This is a genomic window from Teichococcus vastitatis, assembly GCF_003604215.1.
Classification (GTDB): Bacteria; Pseudomonadota; Alphaproteobacteria; order Acetobacterales; family Acetobacteraceae; genus Pseudoroseomonas; species Pseudoroseomonas vastitatis.
In genome coordinates, this window is sequence record NZ_QXGS01000005.1 from 165,625 (window position 1) to 183,599 (window position 17,975).

18 protein-coding genes are annotated in these 17,975 nt (G+C 68.9%); 7 read left to right on the forward strand and 11 right to left on the reverse strand.

From position 1 onward, the window contains the following. Positions 1-68: 68 nt before the first annotated feature. The 5 genes from D2K64_RS10360 to D2K64_RS10380 all read left to right on the forward strand — a co-directional run bounded on the left by D2K64_RS10360 (position 69) and on the right by D2K64_RS10380 (position 4,725). Positions 69-683 carry a GNAT family N-acetyltransferase gene (locus tag D2K64_RS10360; protein WP_120008275.1) on the forward strand — a complete coding sequence of 205 codons (615 nt, stop codon included), beginning with the start codon at positions 69-71 and terminating at the stop codon, positions 681-683. Beyond that, a complete protein-coding gene (locus D2K64_RS10365; protein ID WP_120008276.1) occupies positions 680-1,567 on the forward strand; it encodes a carbon-nitrogen hydrolase family protein in 888 nt (295 codons plus the stop codon). The genes D2K64_RS10360 and D2K64_RS10365 overlap by 4 nt, the downstream gene beginning before the upstream one ends. Next, the gene (gene lpxB, locus D2K64_RS10370; RefSeq protein ID WP_120008277.1) at positions 1,564-2,748 is read left to right on the forward strand and encodes a lipid-A-disaccharide synthase; all 1,185 of its coding nucleotides are present in this window, start codon (positions 1,564-1,566) and stop codon (positions 2,746-2,748) included. The genes D2K64_RS10365 and lpxB overlap by 4 nt, the downstream gene beginning before the upstream one ends. A 123-nt stretch (positions 2,749-2,871) precedes the next feature. Beyond that, the gene (locus D2K64_RS10375; protein WP_202910619.1) at positions 2,872-4,314 is read left to right on the forward strand and encodes an RAD55 family ATPase; all 1,443 of its coding nucleotides are present in this window, start codon (positions 2,872-2,874) and stop codon (positions 4,312-4,314) included. A gap of 33 nt (positions 4,315-4,347) precedes the next feature. After that, positions 4,348-4,725 carry a response regulator gene (locus tag D2K64_RS10380; protein WP_120008278.1) on the forward strand — a complete coding sequence of 126 codons (378 nt, stop codon included), beginning with the start codon at positions 4,348-4,350 and terminating at the stop codon, positions 4,723-4,725. Between the two features lie 20 nt (positions 4,726-4,745). Here the strand turns inward: D2K64_RS10380 and D2K64_RS10385 are convergent, their stop codons facing one another. The 11 genes from D2K64_RS10385 to D2K64_RS10435 all read right to left on the reverse strand — a co-directional run bounded on the left by D2K64_RS10385 (position 4,746) and on the right by D2K64_RS10435 (position 17,121). Next, positions 4,746-5,810: an ABC transporter ATP-binding protein gene (locus D2K64_RS10385; RefSeq protein ID WP_120008279.1), complete on the reverse strand. Its 1,065-nt coding sequence runs from the start codon at positions 5,808-5,810 to the stop codon at positions 4,746-4,748. Next, on the reverse strand, positions 5,807-6,811 hold the full coding sequence (locus D2K64_RS10390; protein ID WP_120008337.1) for an ABC transporter ATP-binding protein: 1,005 nt from the start codon (positions 6,809-6,811) through the stop codon (positions 5,807-5,809). Before D2K64_RS10390 ends, D2K64_RS10385 begins: the two co-directional genes overlap by 4 nt. Further along, positions 6,811-8,244 (reverse strand): amidohydrolase family protein, encoded by a 1,434-nt coding sequence (locus D2K64_RS10395; RefSeq protein WP_120008280.1) that lies wholly within the window; start codon positions 8,242-8,244, stop codon positions 6,811-6,813. Before D2K64_RS10395 ends, D2K64_RS10390 begins: the two co-directional genes overlap by 1 nt. A 17-nt stretch (positions 8,245-8,261) precedes the next feature. Beyond that, complete coding sequence (locus D2K64_RS10400) at positions 8,262-9,863, reverse strand: ABC transporter substrate-binding protein (RefSeq protein ID WP_238384118.1); 1,602 nt, start codon at positions 9,861-9,863, stop codon at positions 8,262-8,264. A 31-nt stretch (positions 9,864-9,894) separates the two neighbouring features. Then, complete coding sequence (locus tag D2K64_RS10405) at positions 9,895-10,788, reverse strand: ABC transporter permease (RefSeq protein ID WP_120008281.1); 894 nt, start codon at positions 10,786-10,788, stop codon at positions 9,895-9,897. A 1-nt stretch (position 10,789) separates the two neighbouring features. Next, positions 10,790-11,731, reverse strand: a complete 942-nt coding sequence (locus D2K64_RS10410; RefSeq protein WP_120008282.1) for an ABC transporter permease — start codon at positions 11,729-11,731, stop codon at positions 10,790-10,792. Between the two features lie 4 nt (positions 11,732-11,735). Continuing rightward, entirely contained in the window at positions 11,736-13,397 is a 1,662-nt protein-coding gene (locus D2K64_RS10415) for an amidohydrolase (protein ID WP_120008283.1), read from the reverse strand. Continuing rightward, the gene (locus tag D2K64_RS10420; protein ID WP_120008284.1) at positions 13,394-14,170 is read right to left on the reverse strand and encodes a class II aldolase/adducin family protein; all 777 of its coding nucleotides are present in this window, start codon (positions 14,168-14,170) and stop codon (positions 13,394-13,396) included. The genes D2K64_RS10415 and D2K64_RS10420 overlap by 4 nt, the downstream gene beginning before the upstream one ends. A gap of 149 nt (positions 14,171-14,319) precedes the next feature. Continuing rightward, positions 14,320-15,405, reverse strand: coding sequence for an ABC transporter ATP-binding protein (locus D2K64_RS10425; RefSeq protein ID WP_120008285.1), 1,086 nt, complete (start codon positions 15,403-15,405; stop codon positions 14,320-14,322). 3 nt (positions 15,406-15,408) lie between these two features. Continuing rightward, positions 15,409-16,179 carry a class II aldolase/adducin family protein gene (locus tag D2K64_RS10430; RefSeq protein WP_120008286.1) on the reverse strand — a complete coding sequence of 257 codons (771 nt, stop codon included), beginning with the start codon at positions 16,177-16,179 and terminating at the stop codon, positions 15,409-15,411. Next, positions 16,180-17,121, reverse strand: coding sequence for a 2-hydroxyacid dehydrogenase (locus D2K64_RS10435; protein WP_120008287.1), 942 nt, complete (start codon positions 17,119-17,121; stop codon positions 16,180-16,182). A gap of 276 nt (positions 17,122-17,397) precedes the next feature. Here D2K64_RS10435 and D2K64_RS10440 point away from each other — a divergent pair, with 276 nt between their 5' ends. Beyond that, positions 17,398-17,817 (forward strand): ABC transporter substrate-binding protein, encoded by a 420-nt coding sequence (locus D2K64_RS10440; RefSeq protein ID WP_120008288.1) that lies wholly within the window; start codon positions 17,398-17,400, stop codon positions 17,815-17,817. Then, positions 17,784-17,975, forward strand: coding sequence for a hypothetical protein (locus D2K64_RS10445; RefSeq protein ID WP_120008289.1), 192 nt, complete (start codon positions 17,784-17,786; stop codon positions 17,973-17,975). Before D2K64_RS10440 ends, D2K64_RS10445 begins: the two co-directional genes overlap by 34 nt.

A 17,975-nucleotide genomic window follows, 5' to 3' on the forward strand; every position in this document is an offset into this window, starting at 1 on the left:
CGCCGCTGCGGGGTGCGGGCCTGCACAGACCCCTCGTCTCGCCCGGGCATCTGTTCTATCCCGGCTGCATGGCGAAGGACCCACTCCATTTCGAAACCCTGCGCGGTCCGGCGGTACATCCGGTGCTGCCGGCCCTGGCCCGTCTGCGCATCGCGGTGTTCCGCGAATGGCCCTACCTCTACCAGGGCGACGAGGCCCATGAGGCGGAATATCTGCGCGCCTATGCCGAGGCACCAGGTGCCGCGGTGATCCTGTGCCGCGACGGCGACACGCCGGTTGGCGCGGCCACCTGCGAGCCGATGGCGGAGACCCATGCGGAGGTGCGCGGCAGCTTCACCGCGGCCGGCCTCGATCCCGCGCAATACTGTTATTTCGGTGAAAGCGTTCTACTGCCCGGTTACCGTGGTCAGGGTGCCGGAGTGCGCTTCTTTGAACTGCGGGAAGCGCATGCCCGATTGCTCGGGGCGCGGTTCGCCACGTTCTGTGCCGTGCAGCGCGCCGCCGACGACCCGCGCCGCCCGGCCGGCTACACGCCGCTGGACGGCTTCTGGCGGCGCCGCGGCTATGAAAGCTGCCCCGGCCTGGCTTGCACCCTGTCCTGGCGCGAGCCCGGCGGCACCGCGGACATCCCGCACCGGCTCGGCTTTTGGCGGAAGGCTCTGACCGGCGGAGAGGCACCATGACGACGCTGCGCCTTGGCCTTCTGCCCTATCGCGTGGAGCGGCCCGCCAGTGTCGCCGCCTGGGCGGCGCGGCTGGACCGGGAACTCACCGTCGCCCGGCAGCACGGCGCGCAGCTGGCCGTGCTGCCGGAATATGCCTGCGTCGAGCTGGGTTCGGCCCTGGTCGGCCAGTCCCCCGCCACCGAGGCGGAGGAGCTGACGGCCATGGTGGGAGCGGCGCCGCAGATCCTGGATGCCATGCGGGCCGCCGCGCGGCGCTCCGGCCTCTGGTTGCTGCCGGGCACCCTGCCGATGCGCGATCCGGACGGGCTGATCCGGAACCGCGCGCCGCTGATCGATCCGTCCGGGCGCTGCGCCTTCCAGGACAAGCACTTCATGACCCGCTTCGAGGCGGAACGCTGGGGCGTCTCGTCCGGCGCACCACCCTCGGTGTTCGAGACGCCCTGGGGGCGCATCGGCATCTCGGTCTGCTACGACAGCGAGTTTCCCGCCCATGTGCGTGCCCAGGTGGAAGCCGGTGCCTGGCTGGTGCTGGTGCCGTCCTGCACCGATACGCTGCATGGCTTCAATCGCGTGCGGCTCTCGTCCGCCGCCCGCGCGCTGGAGAACCAGTGCTTCGTCGCCGTGGTGCCGACCGTGGGCGACGCCGACTGGTCCGCCGCGCTGGACCGCAACCGCGGCCATGCCGCCGTGTTCGGCCCGGTGGATCGCGGCTTTCCGGATGATGGCGTGATCGCCCGGGGCGCCATGGACGCGCCGGACTGGCTGCTGGCCGACCTGGATCCGGCCCGCATCGAGGCCGTGCGCCGCGATCCGGCCGTGTTCAACCACCGCGACTGGCCGCGTATCCCCTTTCCCGCCGCCGCTCCGGCCCGCTTCGCATGACGCTGTTGTATCTCGTCGCCGGCGAGGCGTCCGGCGACATGCTGGGCGCCCGGCTGATCGCCGCGCTGCGCCGCCGCCGTCCTGACCTGCGTTTCGCCGGCGTGGGTGGCGACCGCATGGCCGAGCAGGGTTTCCGCAGCCTGTTCCCGATGCGCGAGCTGGCGTTGATGGGCTTCCTGGAAGTGCTGCCCAACCTCCGCCGCCTGGCAGGCCGGCTGAACGAGACCGGCGCCGACATCGCTGCCCGCCAGCCGGCGCTGGTGGTGACGATCGACAGCCCTGGTTTCACCCTGCGGGTGGCGGCACGCGCCAAGGCGCAGGGCTTCCGCGTGGTGCATTACGTGGCGCCGCAGGTCTGGGCCTGGCGCCCCGGCCGGGCCCGCAAAATCGCTCGCCAGGCCGACCGCATCCTGGCCCTGCTGCCATTCGAGGCCCCGTTCTTCGAGCGGGCGGGCATTCCGGTCAGCTTTGTCGGGCATTCCATCCTGGAATCCGGCGCGGACCAGGGAAACGCCGCGCGCTTCCGCGCCCGGCACGGCCTGACGTCGGGGGAGCGCGTGGTGCTGGTGATGCCGGGCAGCCGCCGCAGCGAGGTCGGCCGATTGTTGCCCGCCTTCGGCGAGGCGCTGCGCCGGGCGGAGGCGCAGCTGCCTGGCCTGCGCCCGGTGCTGCCGCTGGCCGGCCCGGTGGAGGACAGCGTGCGTGCCATGGCCGCAAGCTGGCATCCCGCGCCGATCCTGGTGCGGGATGTGGCCGAGAAATACGACGCCTTCGCCGCGGCACGCGAAAGCCACGGCGCGGGGCTGATTAAATCTGGCACATCCTCCCTGGAAGTTGCGCTGGCCGGCGTGCCGATGGTGGTCGGCTACAAGGTCAACCCCATCTCCGCCGCCATTGCGCGGCGGCTGATCCAGGTCCGGTTCGTCAGCATCGTCAACCTTCTGGCCGATGCCGCCGTGATCCCGGAATACCTGCAGGAGCGCTGCACGCCGGAGGCGCTGTCGGCCGAGCTGGTGCGCCTGCTGACCGACCACGAGGCCAGTGCCCGCCAGCGCGCCGGCTTCGCGGCGGTGATGCAGCGCCTGCGGCCGGATGGCCTGCTGCCCAGCGAGGCCGCCGCCGCGGCCGTGCTGTCCATGCTGGATGCCGATGAGGAGGGATCGCAACGGAACGTCGCGTGACGGGTTTCAACAGCGGGCCACGTTCACCTCCCGTGTGGTTTGATCTATCGGTGCTGTAAGCGCCGCTGGCGCCTCCAGTTCCGCGACCGACCATCCCGGATCAGCCGGGAGCAAAGGAGAGCCGTGCCTCAGACCTTGCAACGCTTCACCAGCGGCATTGAAGGCCTGGACCAGATCATGGGCGGCGGCTTTGTGGCTGACAGCACCTATATCATCCATGGTCATCCGGGGTCGGGGAAGACCATCCTGGGCAACCAGATCGCCTTTCACCGGGCGAGCCAGGGCGACACTGTTCTGTATGTCACGCTGCTGGCAGAATCCCATGAGCGGCTTTTCGCCTTTCTCTCCACGCTGAATTTCTTTGATCCGCCGCGGCTCGGCCAGCGGATCAACTATGTCAGCGCCTTCAGCATCATGGACAATGAAGGCCTCGACGGCGTGATCCGCCTGCTGCGCCGGGAGATTCCCCGGCAGGGAGCCACCCTGCTGGTGCTCGACGGCCTGCTGAACGCCCGGGAAAAGGCCGCGTCGGCGTTCGACATGAAGAAATTCATTGCCGAACTGCAGAGCAACGCGGTTTTCACCAATTGCACCGCCCTGCTGCTGACCAGCGCGCGCTTCGAGGAGAGCAGCCCCGAATACACCATGGTGGATGGCATCATCGAGCTGCGGGAAGAAGAGCTCGGCGTGCGCAGCATCCGCCGGCTGCGGGTGCGCAAGTCCCGCGGCAGCTCGGCCTTGTCCGGCCTGCACCAATACGAGATCCGGCAGGCTGGCCTGGTGACCTATCCGCGCCTCGAATCCGTCTCCGGCGCCACGTATCCGGCGGACGATCCGACGTCCGAGCGCACCAGCAGCGGCATCGCGGAGGTCGATCGCCTGCTGGGAGGCGGGCTGCCGAGCGGATCGACCACGCTGCTGATCGGCCCCTCCGGCGTCGGCAAGACGTCCTGGGGGCTGCATTACCTGACGCCAGACTCGCCCGAACCCGCGCTGCATTTTGGCTTCTACGAATCGCCGCAGCGGCTGCAGCTCAAGGCCTCCGCCCTGGGGCGGGACCTGAGCGGCCTGCGGGCCCAGGGCTCGTTGTGGATCGAATGGCGGTCCCCGGTGGAGCGGCTGGTGGACGCAGTTGCCATCGACCTGCTGGCCATTGTGGAGAAGCGTGGCATCAAGCGCCTCTTCCTCGACGGGCTCCAGGCCCTTGAGAACAGCATCACCACCCCGCGCCGCTTCGGTGCTTTCCTGTCGGTGCTGTTCAACGAGTTGCGGGCGCGGGGCGTTACCACCTTGGCAACGCTGGAGATGGGCGACCTGTTCGATACGACACCCCACCTGTCGAGCCCGGACACCCTCAGCATCGCCGACAACATCGTGCTGATGCGCCTGGTGGAGCGTGATGGCCGCATCCATCGCGTCTTCTCGGTGGTGAAGGTGCGCGACAGCGCCTTCGACCCGGTGCTGCATGATTTCGAGATCACGGATCACGGCATCCGCATCTATAACCGGTTGCTGGGCAGGGCCTTCACGCCATCCTTTTCCGTGCCGAACGACGATCCTGTTTGAAACAGAACAGGACAAGGGAAGGCACGGCGCCAAATGACAACAATCCTGGTGGTCGACGACGAGTTCCTGATATCGGACCTTCTGGCCAATGCGCTGGAAGATCAGGGCTACCGCGTCACCCAGGCCTATCATGGTCGCAAGGCGCTGGAAGTCCTGGCGCAGGAAACCCCTGCGCTGGTGGTCACCGATTTCATGATGCCGCTGATGAACGGCCTGGAGCTTGCCAGGGCGATCCGCGGCAATGCCCACTGGCAGCACCTGCCGATCATCCTGCTGAGCGGAGCCCAGGGCTCGATCGCCCGGGAACACCCCAGCCTGTTCAACGAGGTGTTCGACAAGCCCTTCCCCGTGCGGCAGCTCCTCGCCCGCATCCAGGACTTGGCAGGGCCGCCGGACGATCCGCCGCCCTGAGGCGCGCCGCCTGAGGCGCCTCAGGCGGCGCGTTGCCGCGCCGAGGCAAACAGCGCCAACCGGCGCGACGCGGCCTCGCTGAGACCGCCCGCGTAGTTGAGGCCGGGATCCGGCAGGCTTTCCGCGAAATGGCAGGCGGCGGCATGGCTTGGCACGATGTCGCGCAGGGCCGGCTCTTCCTGCCGGCACCGCTCCTGCGCGAAGGGACAGCGCGTGTGGAAGCGGCAGCCGGGCGGGATGTTCATCGGGCTCGGCACGTCTCCGCCGAGCGGCACCACCTTGCCGCGGCGCGACGGGTCGGGATGCGGGATCGCCGACAGCAGGGCCCGCGTGTAGGGATGGCGCGGGTCGCGGAACAGCGAGCGCTTGTCGCCGATCTCCATGATGCGGCCCAGATACATCACCGCCACGCGATCGGCCATGTGCTTCACCACGGCGAGGTCGTGCGCGATGAACAGGTAGGACAGGCCGAGCCGCGCCTGCAGATCCTTCATCAGGTTCACCACCTGGGCCTGGATCGAAACGTCGAGCGCGGAAACCGGCTCATCGCAGACCACGAGATCCGGTTCCACCGACAGGGCACGGGCGATGCCGATGCGCTGCCGCTGCCCGCCGGAGAATTCATGCGGGTAACGCTCCGCATGGAATGGCGCCAAACCGACCAGGCGCAGCAATTCCTGCACCTTGGCGCGGCGCGAGGCCGCGTTGCCGATGTTGTGCACCTGCATCGGCTCGGCGATGGCGTCGCCTACCGTCAGCCGGGGATTGAGGCTGGCATAGGGGTCCTGGAACACGATCTGGATGCGCCGGCGCAGGCTGCGCATCGCGGCGCCGTCCACCCGCGTGACATCCTGCCCGTCGAACCGGATGCTTCCGGCCGAGGGCTCGATCAGCCGCAGCACCAGCCGCGCGGTGGTGGATTTGCCGCAGCCGGACTCCCCGACCAGTGCCAGCGTTTCGCCACGGTTCACGGCGAAGGACACGCCGTCCACGGCACGCACCGTGCCGACCTGCTTCTGCAGCAGAACGCCCTTCTTCACCGGATAGTGCCGCGCCAATCCGTTCACTTCCAGCAGGGCGCTCATGCGGCGTCCTCCAGCGCCAGGGAGGCTTCAACGGGGGCGCGGATGCATGCCGCCTCGTGGCCGGGCGCCAGCTCGCGCAGCGGCGGCTGGCCGCTGGTGCAGGGACCGATGCTGAAGGGGCAGCGCGGGTGGAAGCGGCAGCCAGCCGGAAAGGCGAAGGGCGGGGGCACCGTGCCATCGATCGCCAGCAGCCGGTCCCGCTCCTCGTCAAGGCGCGGCACGGAGCCGAGCAGGCCCAGCGTGTAGGGATGCTGCGGGTCCTCGAACAGGGCGCGGGCCGGAGCCCGTTCCGCGACCTTGCCGGCGTAGAGCACCGCGACCTCGTCCGCCATCTCGGCCACCACGCCGAGATCGTGGGTGATCAGGATGATCGACATGCCCGTCTCGGCCTGCAGCTCCCGCAGCAGGTCGAGGATCTGCGCCTGCACGGTGACGTCGAGCGCCGTGGTCGGCTCGTCGGCGATCAGCAGGCGCGGTCGGCAGGCCAGCGCCATGGCGATCATCACCCGCTGCCGCATTCCGCCGGAAAGCTGGTGCGGATACTCGTCGAAGCGCCGCTCCGGCGCGGGGATGCGGACCCGCTTCAGCGCGGCGATGGCCTCGTCGCGCAGTTGGGACGGGCTGGATTTCGGGGAATGCACCCGCATCGCCTCGGTGATCTGCTTGCCCACCGTGTGCACGGGGTTGAGCGAGGTCATCGGCTCCTGGAAGATCATGGCGATCTGGCCGCCGCGCACCTGCCGCATCTCGGCATTGGACAGCGTCAGCAGGTCACGCCCTTCCAGCAGCACGCGGCCATCGCTGATGCGGCCGGGCGGCGGCACCAGCCGCATGATGGACAGCGACAGCATCGACTTGCCGCAGCCGCTCTCGCCAACGATGCCCAGCGTCCGGCCGCGCTTCACCGAGAGATCGATGCCGTCCACCGCCCGCACCAGCCCGGCGGAGGTCTGGAAGGTGGTGCGCAGCCCCTCGATCCGCAGCAATTCTGAATCGTTCATCAGGCCCACCGGAAGGTCGGCGGCGCGATTTTCTCCACCGGGCGATGCGCCCAGTCCTGCCGCGGTGCGCGGTCGAGGACGCGCTTCTGCGCCTCGTCCAGCGCCGCCGCGGCGGCCGGGTAATCCATGGTCAGCACGCGGCCGTCGCGCACCACCGCCTCGCCCTCCACGTGGACGGCGCGGATGGCGCGGTCGCCGGCGGCATAAAGCAGCGATCGCATCGGATCGCGGGAGGGGCGCATCATCGGATGCGTCACGTCCACCAGCACGAAGTCGGCGCGGCAGCCGGGCGCGAGCCGGCCGATGTCGTCGCGGCCCAGCGCCTGGGCGCCGCCCACCGTGGCGGAGTCGAACAGGTCGGTCGAGGTCAGGCTGCGCGGGTCTTCCGACTGGGTGCGCGCGATGTAGGACACCAGGCGCAGTTCATCGAGCATGTTGTGCGGATAGGTGTCGGTGCCGATGCCCATATTGACCCCGCGCTTCCGGTAGCGGCCGAAATGCCGCATCGAGATGCCGCGCCGCGCGAACACGGTGGGGCAGTGCGCGACGGTGGTGCCGGTGTCCGCCAGGCGATCCAGGTCGTTCTCCGTGTGCCAATGCGTGCTGGGATGGTCGTCGAGGAAGATGCCGTGACCGATGATCGAGCGCTCGGACAGCAGTCCCTGACTGTCCAGCCAGCCGATCGGCGTCAGGCCGTGACGGCGGGTGATCTCGTGGAATTCCACCATGGATTGCGCCGCGTGGATCTGCCACGACAGCCCGCGCGCCTTGGCTTCCTGGAAGCTGTCCCGCAGCAGCGTTTCGGAGCAGGTGTCGATCTGCGCCGGCACCACCATGCCGAACAGCCGGCCGGAAGGATGCTGCTCGGCCCGCTCGATCAGGCTGAGCGCTTCGGCCATCGCCTTCTCGCCGGCCGCCTCGTCCCACTCATACTCGACCACATGGCCGTTCTTGGTGAACCAGCGGGCCGAGCGGAACATGGGCGCGACGCAGACGCGCAGCCCGCTCTCGGCCAGCAGGTCGAGCCAGCCGGGATGCGCCATGGACAGGTCGGCTACGGTGGTGACGCCGGACAGCAGCAATTCCGACAGCGCCACCCGGACGCAGTGCGGCACCGCCTCGGCGTCGGCGCGGAAGATCGGCATGTATTCGTAGAGCGAGGAATTATAGAGCCCCGGCGAGCCGATCTCGTCGAGCAACCCCTTGTTCATCGGCTCCGACGACGGGTGGCAGTGGATGTTGACGAGGCCGGGCATCACCATCAGCCCCTTGCCGTCGATCACCTCGTCGGCCGGCCCGTCATAGGACCGGCCGACAAAGGTGATGCGCCCATCCTCATAGGCCAGCACCGCATCCGTCAGGTAGGTGTGCTGCTTCGCCGACGCGTCCCAGGCGATGACCAAGTCGGCATCGCGGATCACGGTGGTGGCCATGCTGTTCTGCCCCTCTCTCAGCGCGTCAAACGGATGTCGAGGCCCTTGTAGAGCGCGACGCCATAGATGCCGTGGGGCCGGACCCCCTCGACCCGCTGGCCGGACATCACCCAGAGCGGCTGGCGGATCAGCGGCAGCCAGGGGCTCTGCTCCGTCAGGATCATCTGCGCCTCCCCGATCGCCTTGGCGCGGGTGGCCGGGTCGATGGCGGCCTTGGCGGCGTCGATCAGCCGGTCAGTGTCCGGATTGTTCCAGTTCATGCGGTTCGGCGTCGGGCGGTTGGCGCTGGGGAAGTACAGTGCCAGCGCATCAGTGGCCGAGGCATAGGGATAGGAGATGATGAAGGCATCGAATTCCTGCGTCGCCAGCTTGCCCCAGGCCACCGTGGCGTCCCAGAGCTGCACCCGCATCTCGATGCCGATGCGGCGCAGGTCGGCCTGGATCGCTTGCATCATGCCGTTGTTGTATTGCTGCTGGATGGCATAGGCGAGGAAGCTGGCACGCTGCCCGTCCTTCGCGCGCACGCCGTCGCCGCCCATGGTCCAGCCGGCCTCGTCCAGCAGCTTGCGGGCGCCCTCGACATCCAGCTTCGGCATCTTCGCCGCCGCCTCGGCACTGTAGTCGAGCGCCTTGGGATTGACGTAGCTGTCGGCGACCTCACCGGCGCCGAACCAGACGGCCTTGTTGATGGCCGCCTTGTCCACGGCCATGTTGATGGCGCGGCGCACCGCCGGATCGTTCATCACGGGCTTGTCCACCCTGAAGCCCATGAAGTTGTCGTAGAAGTAGTTCGGCTGCTGCTGCAGCTTCACGGTGGGAATGCGCTTCAGGCCTTCCAGCGCGAAATACGGGATCCACTGCGTCACGTCACCCTGGCCGGACTGCACGGCGGCGAGCCGCGTATTGGCTTCCGGGATCACGCGCAGGATGATGCGGCCGACCTGTGGCGACGGGTTCTGGTAGATCGGGGAGCCCCAGTTATAGGCGGGGTTCTTGGTCAGAACCATGTCCTGCCGCGGCTGCCAGCTCTGCCAGCAATAGGGCCCGACGCCGTTGAAGCCCTGTACCCCGAAATTGTCGCCGAGCTTCTCCACCGTCGCCTGGTCGACGATTCCGGTGAAATACTGCGCCAGCTGCGTCAGCAATTCGCTGAACGGTTCCTGCAGCTCATATTCCACGGTGAAGTCGTCGGCGGCGCGGATCTCCTTCACCTTGCCGGCGCGCCAGCGCACCGGGCCGCGCAGCGCCGGGTCGATGAAGCGGTTCAGCGTGTAGACCACATCCTTCGCCGTCATCGGCTTGCCGTCGCAGAACTTGACGCCTTGCTTCAACTTGAAGGTGTAGAGCTTCCCATCCTCGCTGACGGTCCAGCTTTCCGCCAGGCCGGGACGAACGGTCTTCTGGTCCCAATCCATCGACACCAGCGTGTCGGTCAGCAGGAACAGCGCCTCGCCCGCCGCCGTGGCCGAGGTGCGCGCGGGGTCATAACGATCGGCATCGATCTCGCGCAGCACCACCAGGGTGTCGCGCGGTGCCATCTGGGCGGCGGCCGGCAGCCCTGCCAGGGTCAGCGCGGTGCCGGCGAGCAGCGCGGCGGTGCGGCGGCGCAGCTTCATCATCTCGAACATCCTTGGCCCTTTCCCGAGCAGGTCAAACGCGAAGCCGGGGGTCCAGCGCATCGCGCAGCGCATCGCCCAGCAGGTTGAAGGTCAGTACCACCACGAAGATCGCCAGGCAGGGCAGCACGGCGATGTGGGGTGCGAAGAACAGGAAGTTGCGGCCATCCGCCGCCATCGCGCCCAACTCCGCCACCGGCGGCTGCGCGCCGAGGCCGAGAAAGGACAGCGCGGAGCCCAGCAGGATCACTTGGCCGAAGCGCAGCGTGGCGAAGACGAAGATCGGCGACAGGCAGTTCGGCGCCACGTGTCGGGCGATCAGCCGCGCATCGCTCATGCCGGTGGCGCGCGCCGCCTCGATGTAGTCCATGCGCATCACCACCAGCGCCGCGCCGCGCACGATGCGCGCCATCAGCGGCACCGTCGCCACGGACAGCGCCAGCACCACGGCCGGGATCCCCGGCCCGAAGATAGCGGCGATGGCCAGCCCGAACAGGATCGCCGGGAAGGACAGCAGCACGTCCATCAGTCGCATCAGCAGCCCATCGGCGCGGCGGTAGAAGGCGGCGGCGAAGCCGATGGCGGCCCCCGCCGCGCCGCCCAGCAGCACGGACAACAGGCCCATCACCAGCGTCACCCGCAGACCGAACAGCATGCGCGTCACCATGTCCCGTCCCTGGCTGTCGGCGCCGAGCGGCAGGCCCTCGGTCCCCGGCACCGACATGGCGGCGGCGAGATTGTTGTCGAGCGGATCGGTCGGCGCCATCCAGGGGGCGAGCAGCGCCGCCAGCACCAGCAGCACGGCGACGGCGAAGGCACCGGCCGCCACCGGCTCGCGCAGCAGCCGCCGCAGCGTGCCGGGCCGGCGCGGGGCAGAGGGCGCCACCGGCGTGGCTGCCGCCGCGGCGGCCGAGTTCAGGCTGGCCATCTCACGCTCCCCGCATGCGCGGGTCGAGCGCGACATACAGCACGTCGACCACCAGGTTGATCAGGATGAAGCCCAGCGACAGCACGATGATGGTGCCCTGGGCCATGGGAAAGTCGGAGGACAGGATGGCGCCCACCGCCAGCCGCCCGACGCCCGGCCAGGAGAACACCGTCTCCGTCACCACCGCGCCACCCAGCAAAAATCCGATCTGCAGGCCGATCAGCGTGACCACGGGGATCATTGCGTTGCGCAGGGCATGGCGCAGCACCACGGCGCGCTCGCTCAGGCCCTTGGCGCGGGCAGTTCGCACATGCTCGGCGCCCAGAACCTCCAGAACCGCGGTGCGGGTCATGCGCGCCACCGGCGCGATGAAGGTGCCGCCCAGGGTCAGGGCCGGCAGCGCGACCGCCTGCCAGCCCTCCACGGTCCAGAGCGGACCGCCGCGGCCGGTGAAGGGCAGCAGCTGCCACTGGAAGCCGACGAACCAGATCAGCATCAATCCGAGGAAGAACACCGGCACCGATCCGCCCGCCACCGACAGCGCCGTGACGAAGCGATCCAGCACGGAGCCGCGGAAATACGCCGCAACCGTTCCCAGCGCGATGCCGATCGGGATCGACCAGAACAGCGAGGCGAACATCAGCTCCAGCGTCGGCCCGATGGTGGCGCCGAGTTCCTGCGTCACCGCGACGTTGTTGATGATCGAAACCCCGAGGTCGCCCTGCAGCAGGCGCCAGAGATAGGTGCCGAACTGCACCCAGAGCGGCTGGTCGAGGCCGAGGTCGCGGCGGAGCGCCTCCACCACGTCGGGGGTGGCGCTGGGACCGGCGCGGACAATGGCCGGATCGTTCGGCACCACCTGCATCAGCAGGAAACCGATCAGCAGCACGCCGAGCATCACGGGAAGGGTCAGCAGCAGACGCTGCACGACGTGGCGCAGCATGGCGTCAGTCCGCCGCCCCGGCCAGGGCCGCGGCCTCGCCATGCCGGTCGAAGATGGCGCGGCCGGCGCGGAAGGTCAGATCGGCCCGGGTCTTTAGGATCTCCTCCGGCGCGGCGGCGAAAAGGTCCGTCGACATGACCGTGATGTCGGCCAGCATGCCCGCCTCCAGCGTGCCGCGATGCGCTTCCGCGAATTGCGAATAGGCGCCGCACCAGGTGTAGCAATGCACGGCTTCCTCGGCCGTCAGCGTCTGGTCGGCGCCCAGCACGGTGCCCTTCGAGGTCCGGCGCGTCACCATGGTGTACAGGTTGGGGAACGGGTCCACGGAACAGACCGGGCTGTCGGTGGAGGCGGCCGGATGGTGCCCCTCATGCAGCCAGGTTCGCATCGGGTAGGATGCCTCGGCCCGCTCGCGTCCGAGATTGGTGACGTAGAGGTCGCCGAATTCCCAGATGAAGGATGGCTGCGGAACAGGAAGGATGCCGTGCTTCAGCATGCGCGCGCGCTGCCCCGCCGTCAGGAAGCCGCAATGCTCGATGCGGTGGCGCCGCCCCTGGATCGGATGTTCGGCGCTGTCCGCCCGCTCCATGCCGCTCAGCACCTGCTCGATGGCGGCGTCGCCAATGGCGTGGATGTCGAGCTGCCATCCCTGCGCATGGTAGCGGGCCAGCATCTCGTGCTGCGCCGCATCGGGAAAACAGAAGATGCCGGTGCCGCCGCCGGCGGATTCCAGATAGGGATCGAAGAAGGCGGCGGTGAGCCCGCCGGCCGATCCGTCGGCAAAGGTCTTCACCGCGCCCCAGGCCAGCATCTCCTCCGCCGCGGCGCCGCGCGCGAGGTTGGGGCGCAGCCCGGCTTCCCACGCCTCGGCGGCGATGCCCTCGGGGTTGCCGGCCAGAACCTGCCACATGCGCTGTTGCAGACGCCCCTCGGCGGCGGCACGGCGATAGGCACTGATCTCGGCCAGGCCCGCGGTCATGCCGACATTCATGTCGCTCGCCGAGGCGAAGCCCAGCGCGGCGAGGTTGCGGCCGGCTGCCTCGATGGCGTCCACCATCTGCGCCTCGGAAGGCGGCGGGATGACGTCCTTCAGGAGGCGCATGGCGCGCTCCTGGAACAGGCCGGTCAGCCGGCCATTCCGGCGCTCAATCGCGCCGCCCTCGGGATCGGGGGTGTTGTGGCCGACCCCCGCCAGGATCATCGCTGCGCTGTTGGCCACCGCCACGTGGCCGCAGGTGCGCACGATCAGCACCGGGTGATCCGGCACCGCGGCGTCAATCTCGCTGGCCAGCGGGTGGCGGCGGATGTCCAGCTCGCCATGGTCGTAGCCGCGGCCGAGAATCCACTGGCCCTTCGGCGTGGCCGAGGCGGCGGATTTCAGCCGTCGCAGCACCTCGTCCAGCGTCCGCACCTCCTCGGCGCGGAGGTTCACCTGCGTCAGCCCCAGCCCGTAGGAGAGCAGGTGCATGTGCGCCTCGTTCAGCGCCGGCATGGCCACCCGCCCGCCCAGCTCGATGCGCCGGGTCGCCGGGCCGGCGGCCTCGGCCACCTCCGCCTCGCTGCCGACCGCCAGGATGCGGCCATCCTTGACGGCAACCGCTTCGGCGAAGCCCGCCCGCAGGCCGCGGAAGACGCGGCCGCCGGCGATCAGCAGGTCGGCGCTCACGCGCGCCAGTCCGGCTTGCTGTTCTCGATCAGCTGCAGCGCCGAGGCCCAGGCCCATTCGCTGTGCGCCAGCGACTTTTCCGGATCGCCGTTGAACTGCGCGGCGGTCTTGCGCCGCACCTCCTCCGGCGGCAGCACCAGCTCTGCGCCACCGGCCAGCGCCGCGACCTGCGCCTGGCAGGCGCGCTCCAGGTAGTAGATCAGGTTGAACGCTTCGGGGACGGAGCGACCGGCCACCAGCAGGCCGTGGTTGCGCAGTATCATGGCGCGGTGCTGGCCGAGATCGGCCACCAGCCGGTCCCGCTCGTCGAGGTCGAGCGCGACGCCTTCATAGCCGTGATAGGCCAGGTGGTCGTAGAATTTCAGCGCATGCTGGCTGATCGGCAGCAATCCGTGCTTCTGCGCCGAAACGGCGATGCCGGCCGCGGTGTGGGTGTGCACCACGCAGAAGGCATCCTCGCGCGCCACGTGCAGCGCGGAATGGATGGTGAAGCCGGCAGCATTGACCTGCTTCGACTCCGCACCATCCTCGACGACGTTGCCATGCAGGTCGATCTTCACCAGATCGCTGGCCCGCATCCGGTCGAACAGCACGCCGTACCTGTTGATCAGGAAATGATGCTCCGGCCCCGGCACCCGGGCGCTGATGTGGGTGTAGATGAAGTCGGTCATGCGGAAATGCGCGACCAGCCGGTACAGCGCCGCGAGGTCACAGCGGACGCGCCATTCCTCGTCGGAACATTCAAGGCGCGGTGGTGTGGTCGCCACATTCATGGCCGGAACTCCCCGAAAATATGGCGGGGATGTCATCAGCCGTGGCGCACCGCGTCAATCCGCCGAATGCATTATGCAGTGCAGCATGACACCACTTTGCCGATGATCAGGGCAGGTGGCGCGGCAAGCGCCGACGGATCAGGCAGTGGTCAGGCCGCGGCCGGCAGGTCCTCCGCCACCGGCACCGCGGCGTCCGCGTCCCATCCCAAGGTGACGGCCAGTCCCTGTTGCGGTCGCAGCGGCGCGTTCCAGGCCGGCATGGTGACCCGCATCGGCCCGAGATCCCGCGTGTCCACCGTCAGGGTGAACGCGGCGCCGACGTAGGACCAGCCGCTGACCAGCCCGGGGACACGGTTCGCCGCGGCCTCGCCCTCCGGCAGCAATCGGATCTTTTCCGGCCGCAGCGACAACAGCACCGCCTGTTCCGCCGCCAGCGGCGCCGCCACCCGCAGGGCCGTGCCGCCCGCCTGCACCCTGCCCTCCACCGCCGCGATGCCGCGCAGGAAGTTCGAGGCGCCCAGGAAGTCGGCGACGAAGCGGGTGCGCGGGGCCTCGTACAATTCGGAAGGAGCGCCCTGCTGGATCAGCCGCCCGCCATTGAGGATGGCGATCCGGTCGGACAGGCTCAGCGCTTCCTCCTGATCATGGGTGACGTTGACAAAGGTGCGGCCGATGCGACGGTGCAGCGCCTTCAGCTCCTCCTGCAGCTCGGCGCGCAGCTTCTTGTCGAGCGCGGAGAGCGGCTCGTCCAGCAACAGCAGCGCGGGATCGAACACCAGCGCACGGGCCAGCGCCACGCGCTGCTGCTGGCCGCCGGACAGCTGCGCGGGTCGCCGGTCGGCGAAGGCCGAGAGCTGCACCAGATCCAGCGCGGTGCGGACCTTCTGCTGCTGCCCGGCACGGTTCATGCGCCGTACGCGCAGCGGAAAGGCGACATTCTCCGCCACCGTCATGTGCGGAAACAGCGCATAGCCTTGGAACACCATGCCGAAATGCCGCTTCTCCGGCGGCAGCGCGGTGATGTCGCGCCCATCCAGCAGCACCGCGCCCGCGGAAGGCTCGATGAAGCCCGCGATGATCATCAGCAGCGTGGTCTTGCCCGAGCCGGAAGGCCCGAGCAGCGTCAGAAAGGATCCCCGTTCTACCGCGAGGTCGATGCCCTCCACCGCGGTGACACCGTCATAGCGCTTGGCCACGCCCGCGAGATCCAGCGCATGTCCAATCACGCTCTGCATGGATCAGCTCCGGTAGTCCGGCTGCTCGCGGTTCATCTTGCGCTTCAAAGCCTGCCAGGGCAGCCAGCCTTTTACCGGGCTGTCGCCGGCCTGGGCGCGGGTACGCTCCACCACCTCCGGCGGTGGCATCGACAGCGTCGCGCCGGTGGATTGCGCCGCCACCTGGATGCGGCAGGATTGCTCCAGGTAGTACATCCAGTAGAACGCCTCGGCCACCGTGCGGCCGATGGTCAACAGCCCGTGGTTGCGCAGGATCAGGCAGGGCTTGTCGCCGAGATCGGCAACGATGCGCTCCCGCTCCGACAGATTGTCGTCCGCCGCCACACCCTCATAGTCGTGCACGGAGACGCGGCCGTGCAGCTCCATGTTCATCTGGTTCAGCGGCAGCAGCCCTCCCGCCTGCGCCGCCACCGTCATGCCGGCCAGGGTGTGGGTGTGCATCACGCATTGTGCCCGCTCCACCGCGCGGTGCACGGCGGAATGGATCACGAAGCCGGCCGGGTTCACCGGCCAGGCGGTCTGCTGCAGCGGCTCGCCTTCGGCATCCACCGCCACCAGCGACGAGGCGGTGATTTCCTCGAACAACAGCCCATAGGGATTGACCAGGAAGCGGTGCCCGTCGCCCGGAACCCGCACCGACAGGTGGGTATAGACCAGGTCCGTCATGCCGAAATGCGCCAGCAAGCGATAGGCGCAGGCGAGGTCCTCGCGCAGTTCCTGCTCGGTCGGCCGGTGATCCGGGTCCGGGCGGATGGGGGGCGGGGGCAGCGTCATTCAGTAACCTCGGAGCGGGTCGTATCGGTTCGGCAGCGGGCGGGCGGCCTCGAAATCGGCGATCACACCGGCGATGTAGCGCGCCCGCTCCGGCCGGCTGGCCATGGAAGCGATGTGCGGCGTCACCGTCACCTTCGGGTGCGACCAGAGCGGGCTGCCGGACGGGAGCGGCTCTTCCTCGAACACGTCCAGCACGGCTCCGCCAAGATGCCCCGAATCGAGCGCCGCCAGCAAATCCGGCATCACGAGGTGCGAGCCGCGGCCGGCATTCACCAGTTCCGCGCCGCGGGGCAGCCGGGCCAACAGCCGGGCATCGATCAAGCCGGCGGTTTCGGGCGTCGAAGGCAGCAGGCACACCAGGATGTCGGTGCTGGCCAGGAACTTCGGCAGTTCCGCGGCGCCGGCATGGCTCACGACCCCGGGCAGCTCCTTGCGGGTGCGAGACCAGCCCTGCACCGGAAAGCCCACCCCCTGCAGCATCGCCGCCGCCCGGGTGCCGAGATTGCCGAGGCCCATGATCCCGACCCGCCGCCCGGCGGCGGAGAAACGGCACTCCTTGTGCCACCATTCGCCGGCCGCTTGCCCCAGCGCGAAATGCCGGGTTTCCCGCAGCAGGGACAGGCAGGCCCAGACAATGTACTCGCCCATGCGCTGCGCCGTCTCCGGGCCGCCCATCCGCACCAGCGGCACGTGACGCGGCCAGGCCGGGTCGCAGGTGATGTGGTCCACGCCAGCGCCGGAGGAGAACACCACCTTCAGATTGGGCAGGGAGGCCAGCCAGCCGGCACGCGGCTCCCACACCACCACGTAATCCACCTCCTCGGGCGCCACCGTCGGGTCTTCCCACCAGCTCACGCAAATGCGTGGATCCACCGCCCAGAAGCATTCCTGCCAATCCGCCGCGGCGCCGGGCCCACCCGACTTCACCAGAACCTTCACCACCTTGTCGCCGATCCCTTGGTCATTGGAAGACGCCTAGCCTCTCCCGCCAGCCCGGCTTCGTCCAGCACCTTGCCTGCCCCACTGAACAGCAGGCGGGGCCACATCACGTTGGCGGAGCTAGCCGATCGCGCAGGCTGCGCAAGGGATGGGCAGGAAAATGTCATGCCGATGTCACTCCCGCCGGGCGGAGTCCGGCCCGCGTGGGCATGGAACTTGCTTCCCGCGGCCGGCAACCACAGCCGAAAGATCTGACATGCGCCGCCGCCGGTTCCTTGAATCGGCAGAGGCCCCTTCCGCTTCCTGGCGGACGAGCGGAACCGCGGTGCCCGGCTGGTCTATGCGCGGCACGAGGGCTACCTGCCGCGTGCGGAGGGCGTGCCGTCCTTCACCGCCGGTCCCCGGGTGGCGCATTTCGCCTGCGTCGTGTTCAACGTCATTCCCGATGCTTCGACCGCCGTATCGGCGCTGATGTCGGGGGCGGCGGATTGGGTGATGCAGCCGCTAATCGATCTGCTGCCGATGTTCCGCCGGATATGCGACTTCGTGGTCAAGGTAAAAGACGCGACCGGCACGATCAACTGTCTGCGCTTCAACCACCTGCTACCGCCGCTCAACAGGGCCGCCATGCGGCGGGTGCTGCTGGATGCCATCATCCAGTCCGATTGGCGGCCGGCTACGCGGGCGAGCGCGTCGTGATGCTGGTGGGCGCCGACGTGCCGCGCATCAACGCGGCCTGCGAGGTGGTGCGGGGCGTGATGACCGAGATCGGATTCGCGCTGAATTACGTGGCGGCGGACCGGGGCACGGTAATCAGCCGCATCACCAACCGGCAGGCCACCGACAAGGGCGGCTAG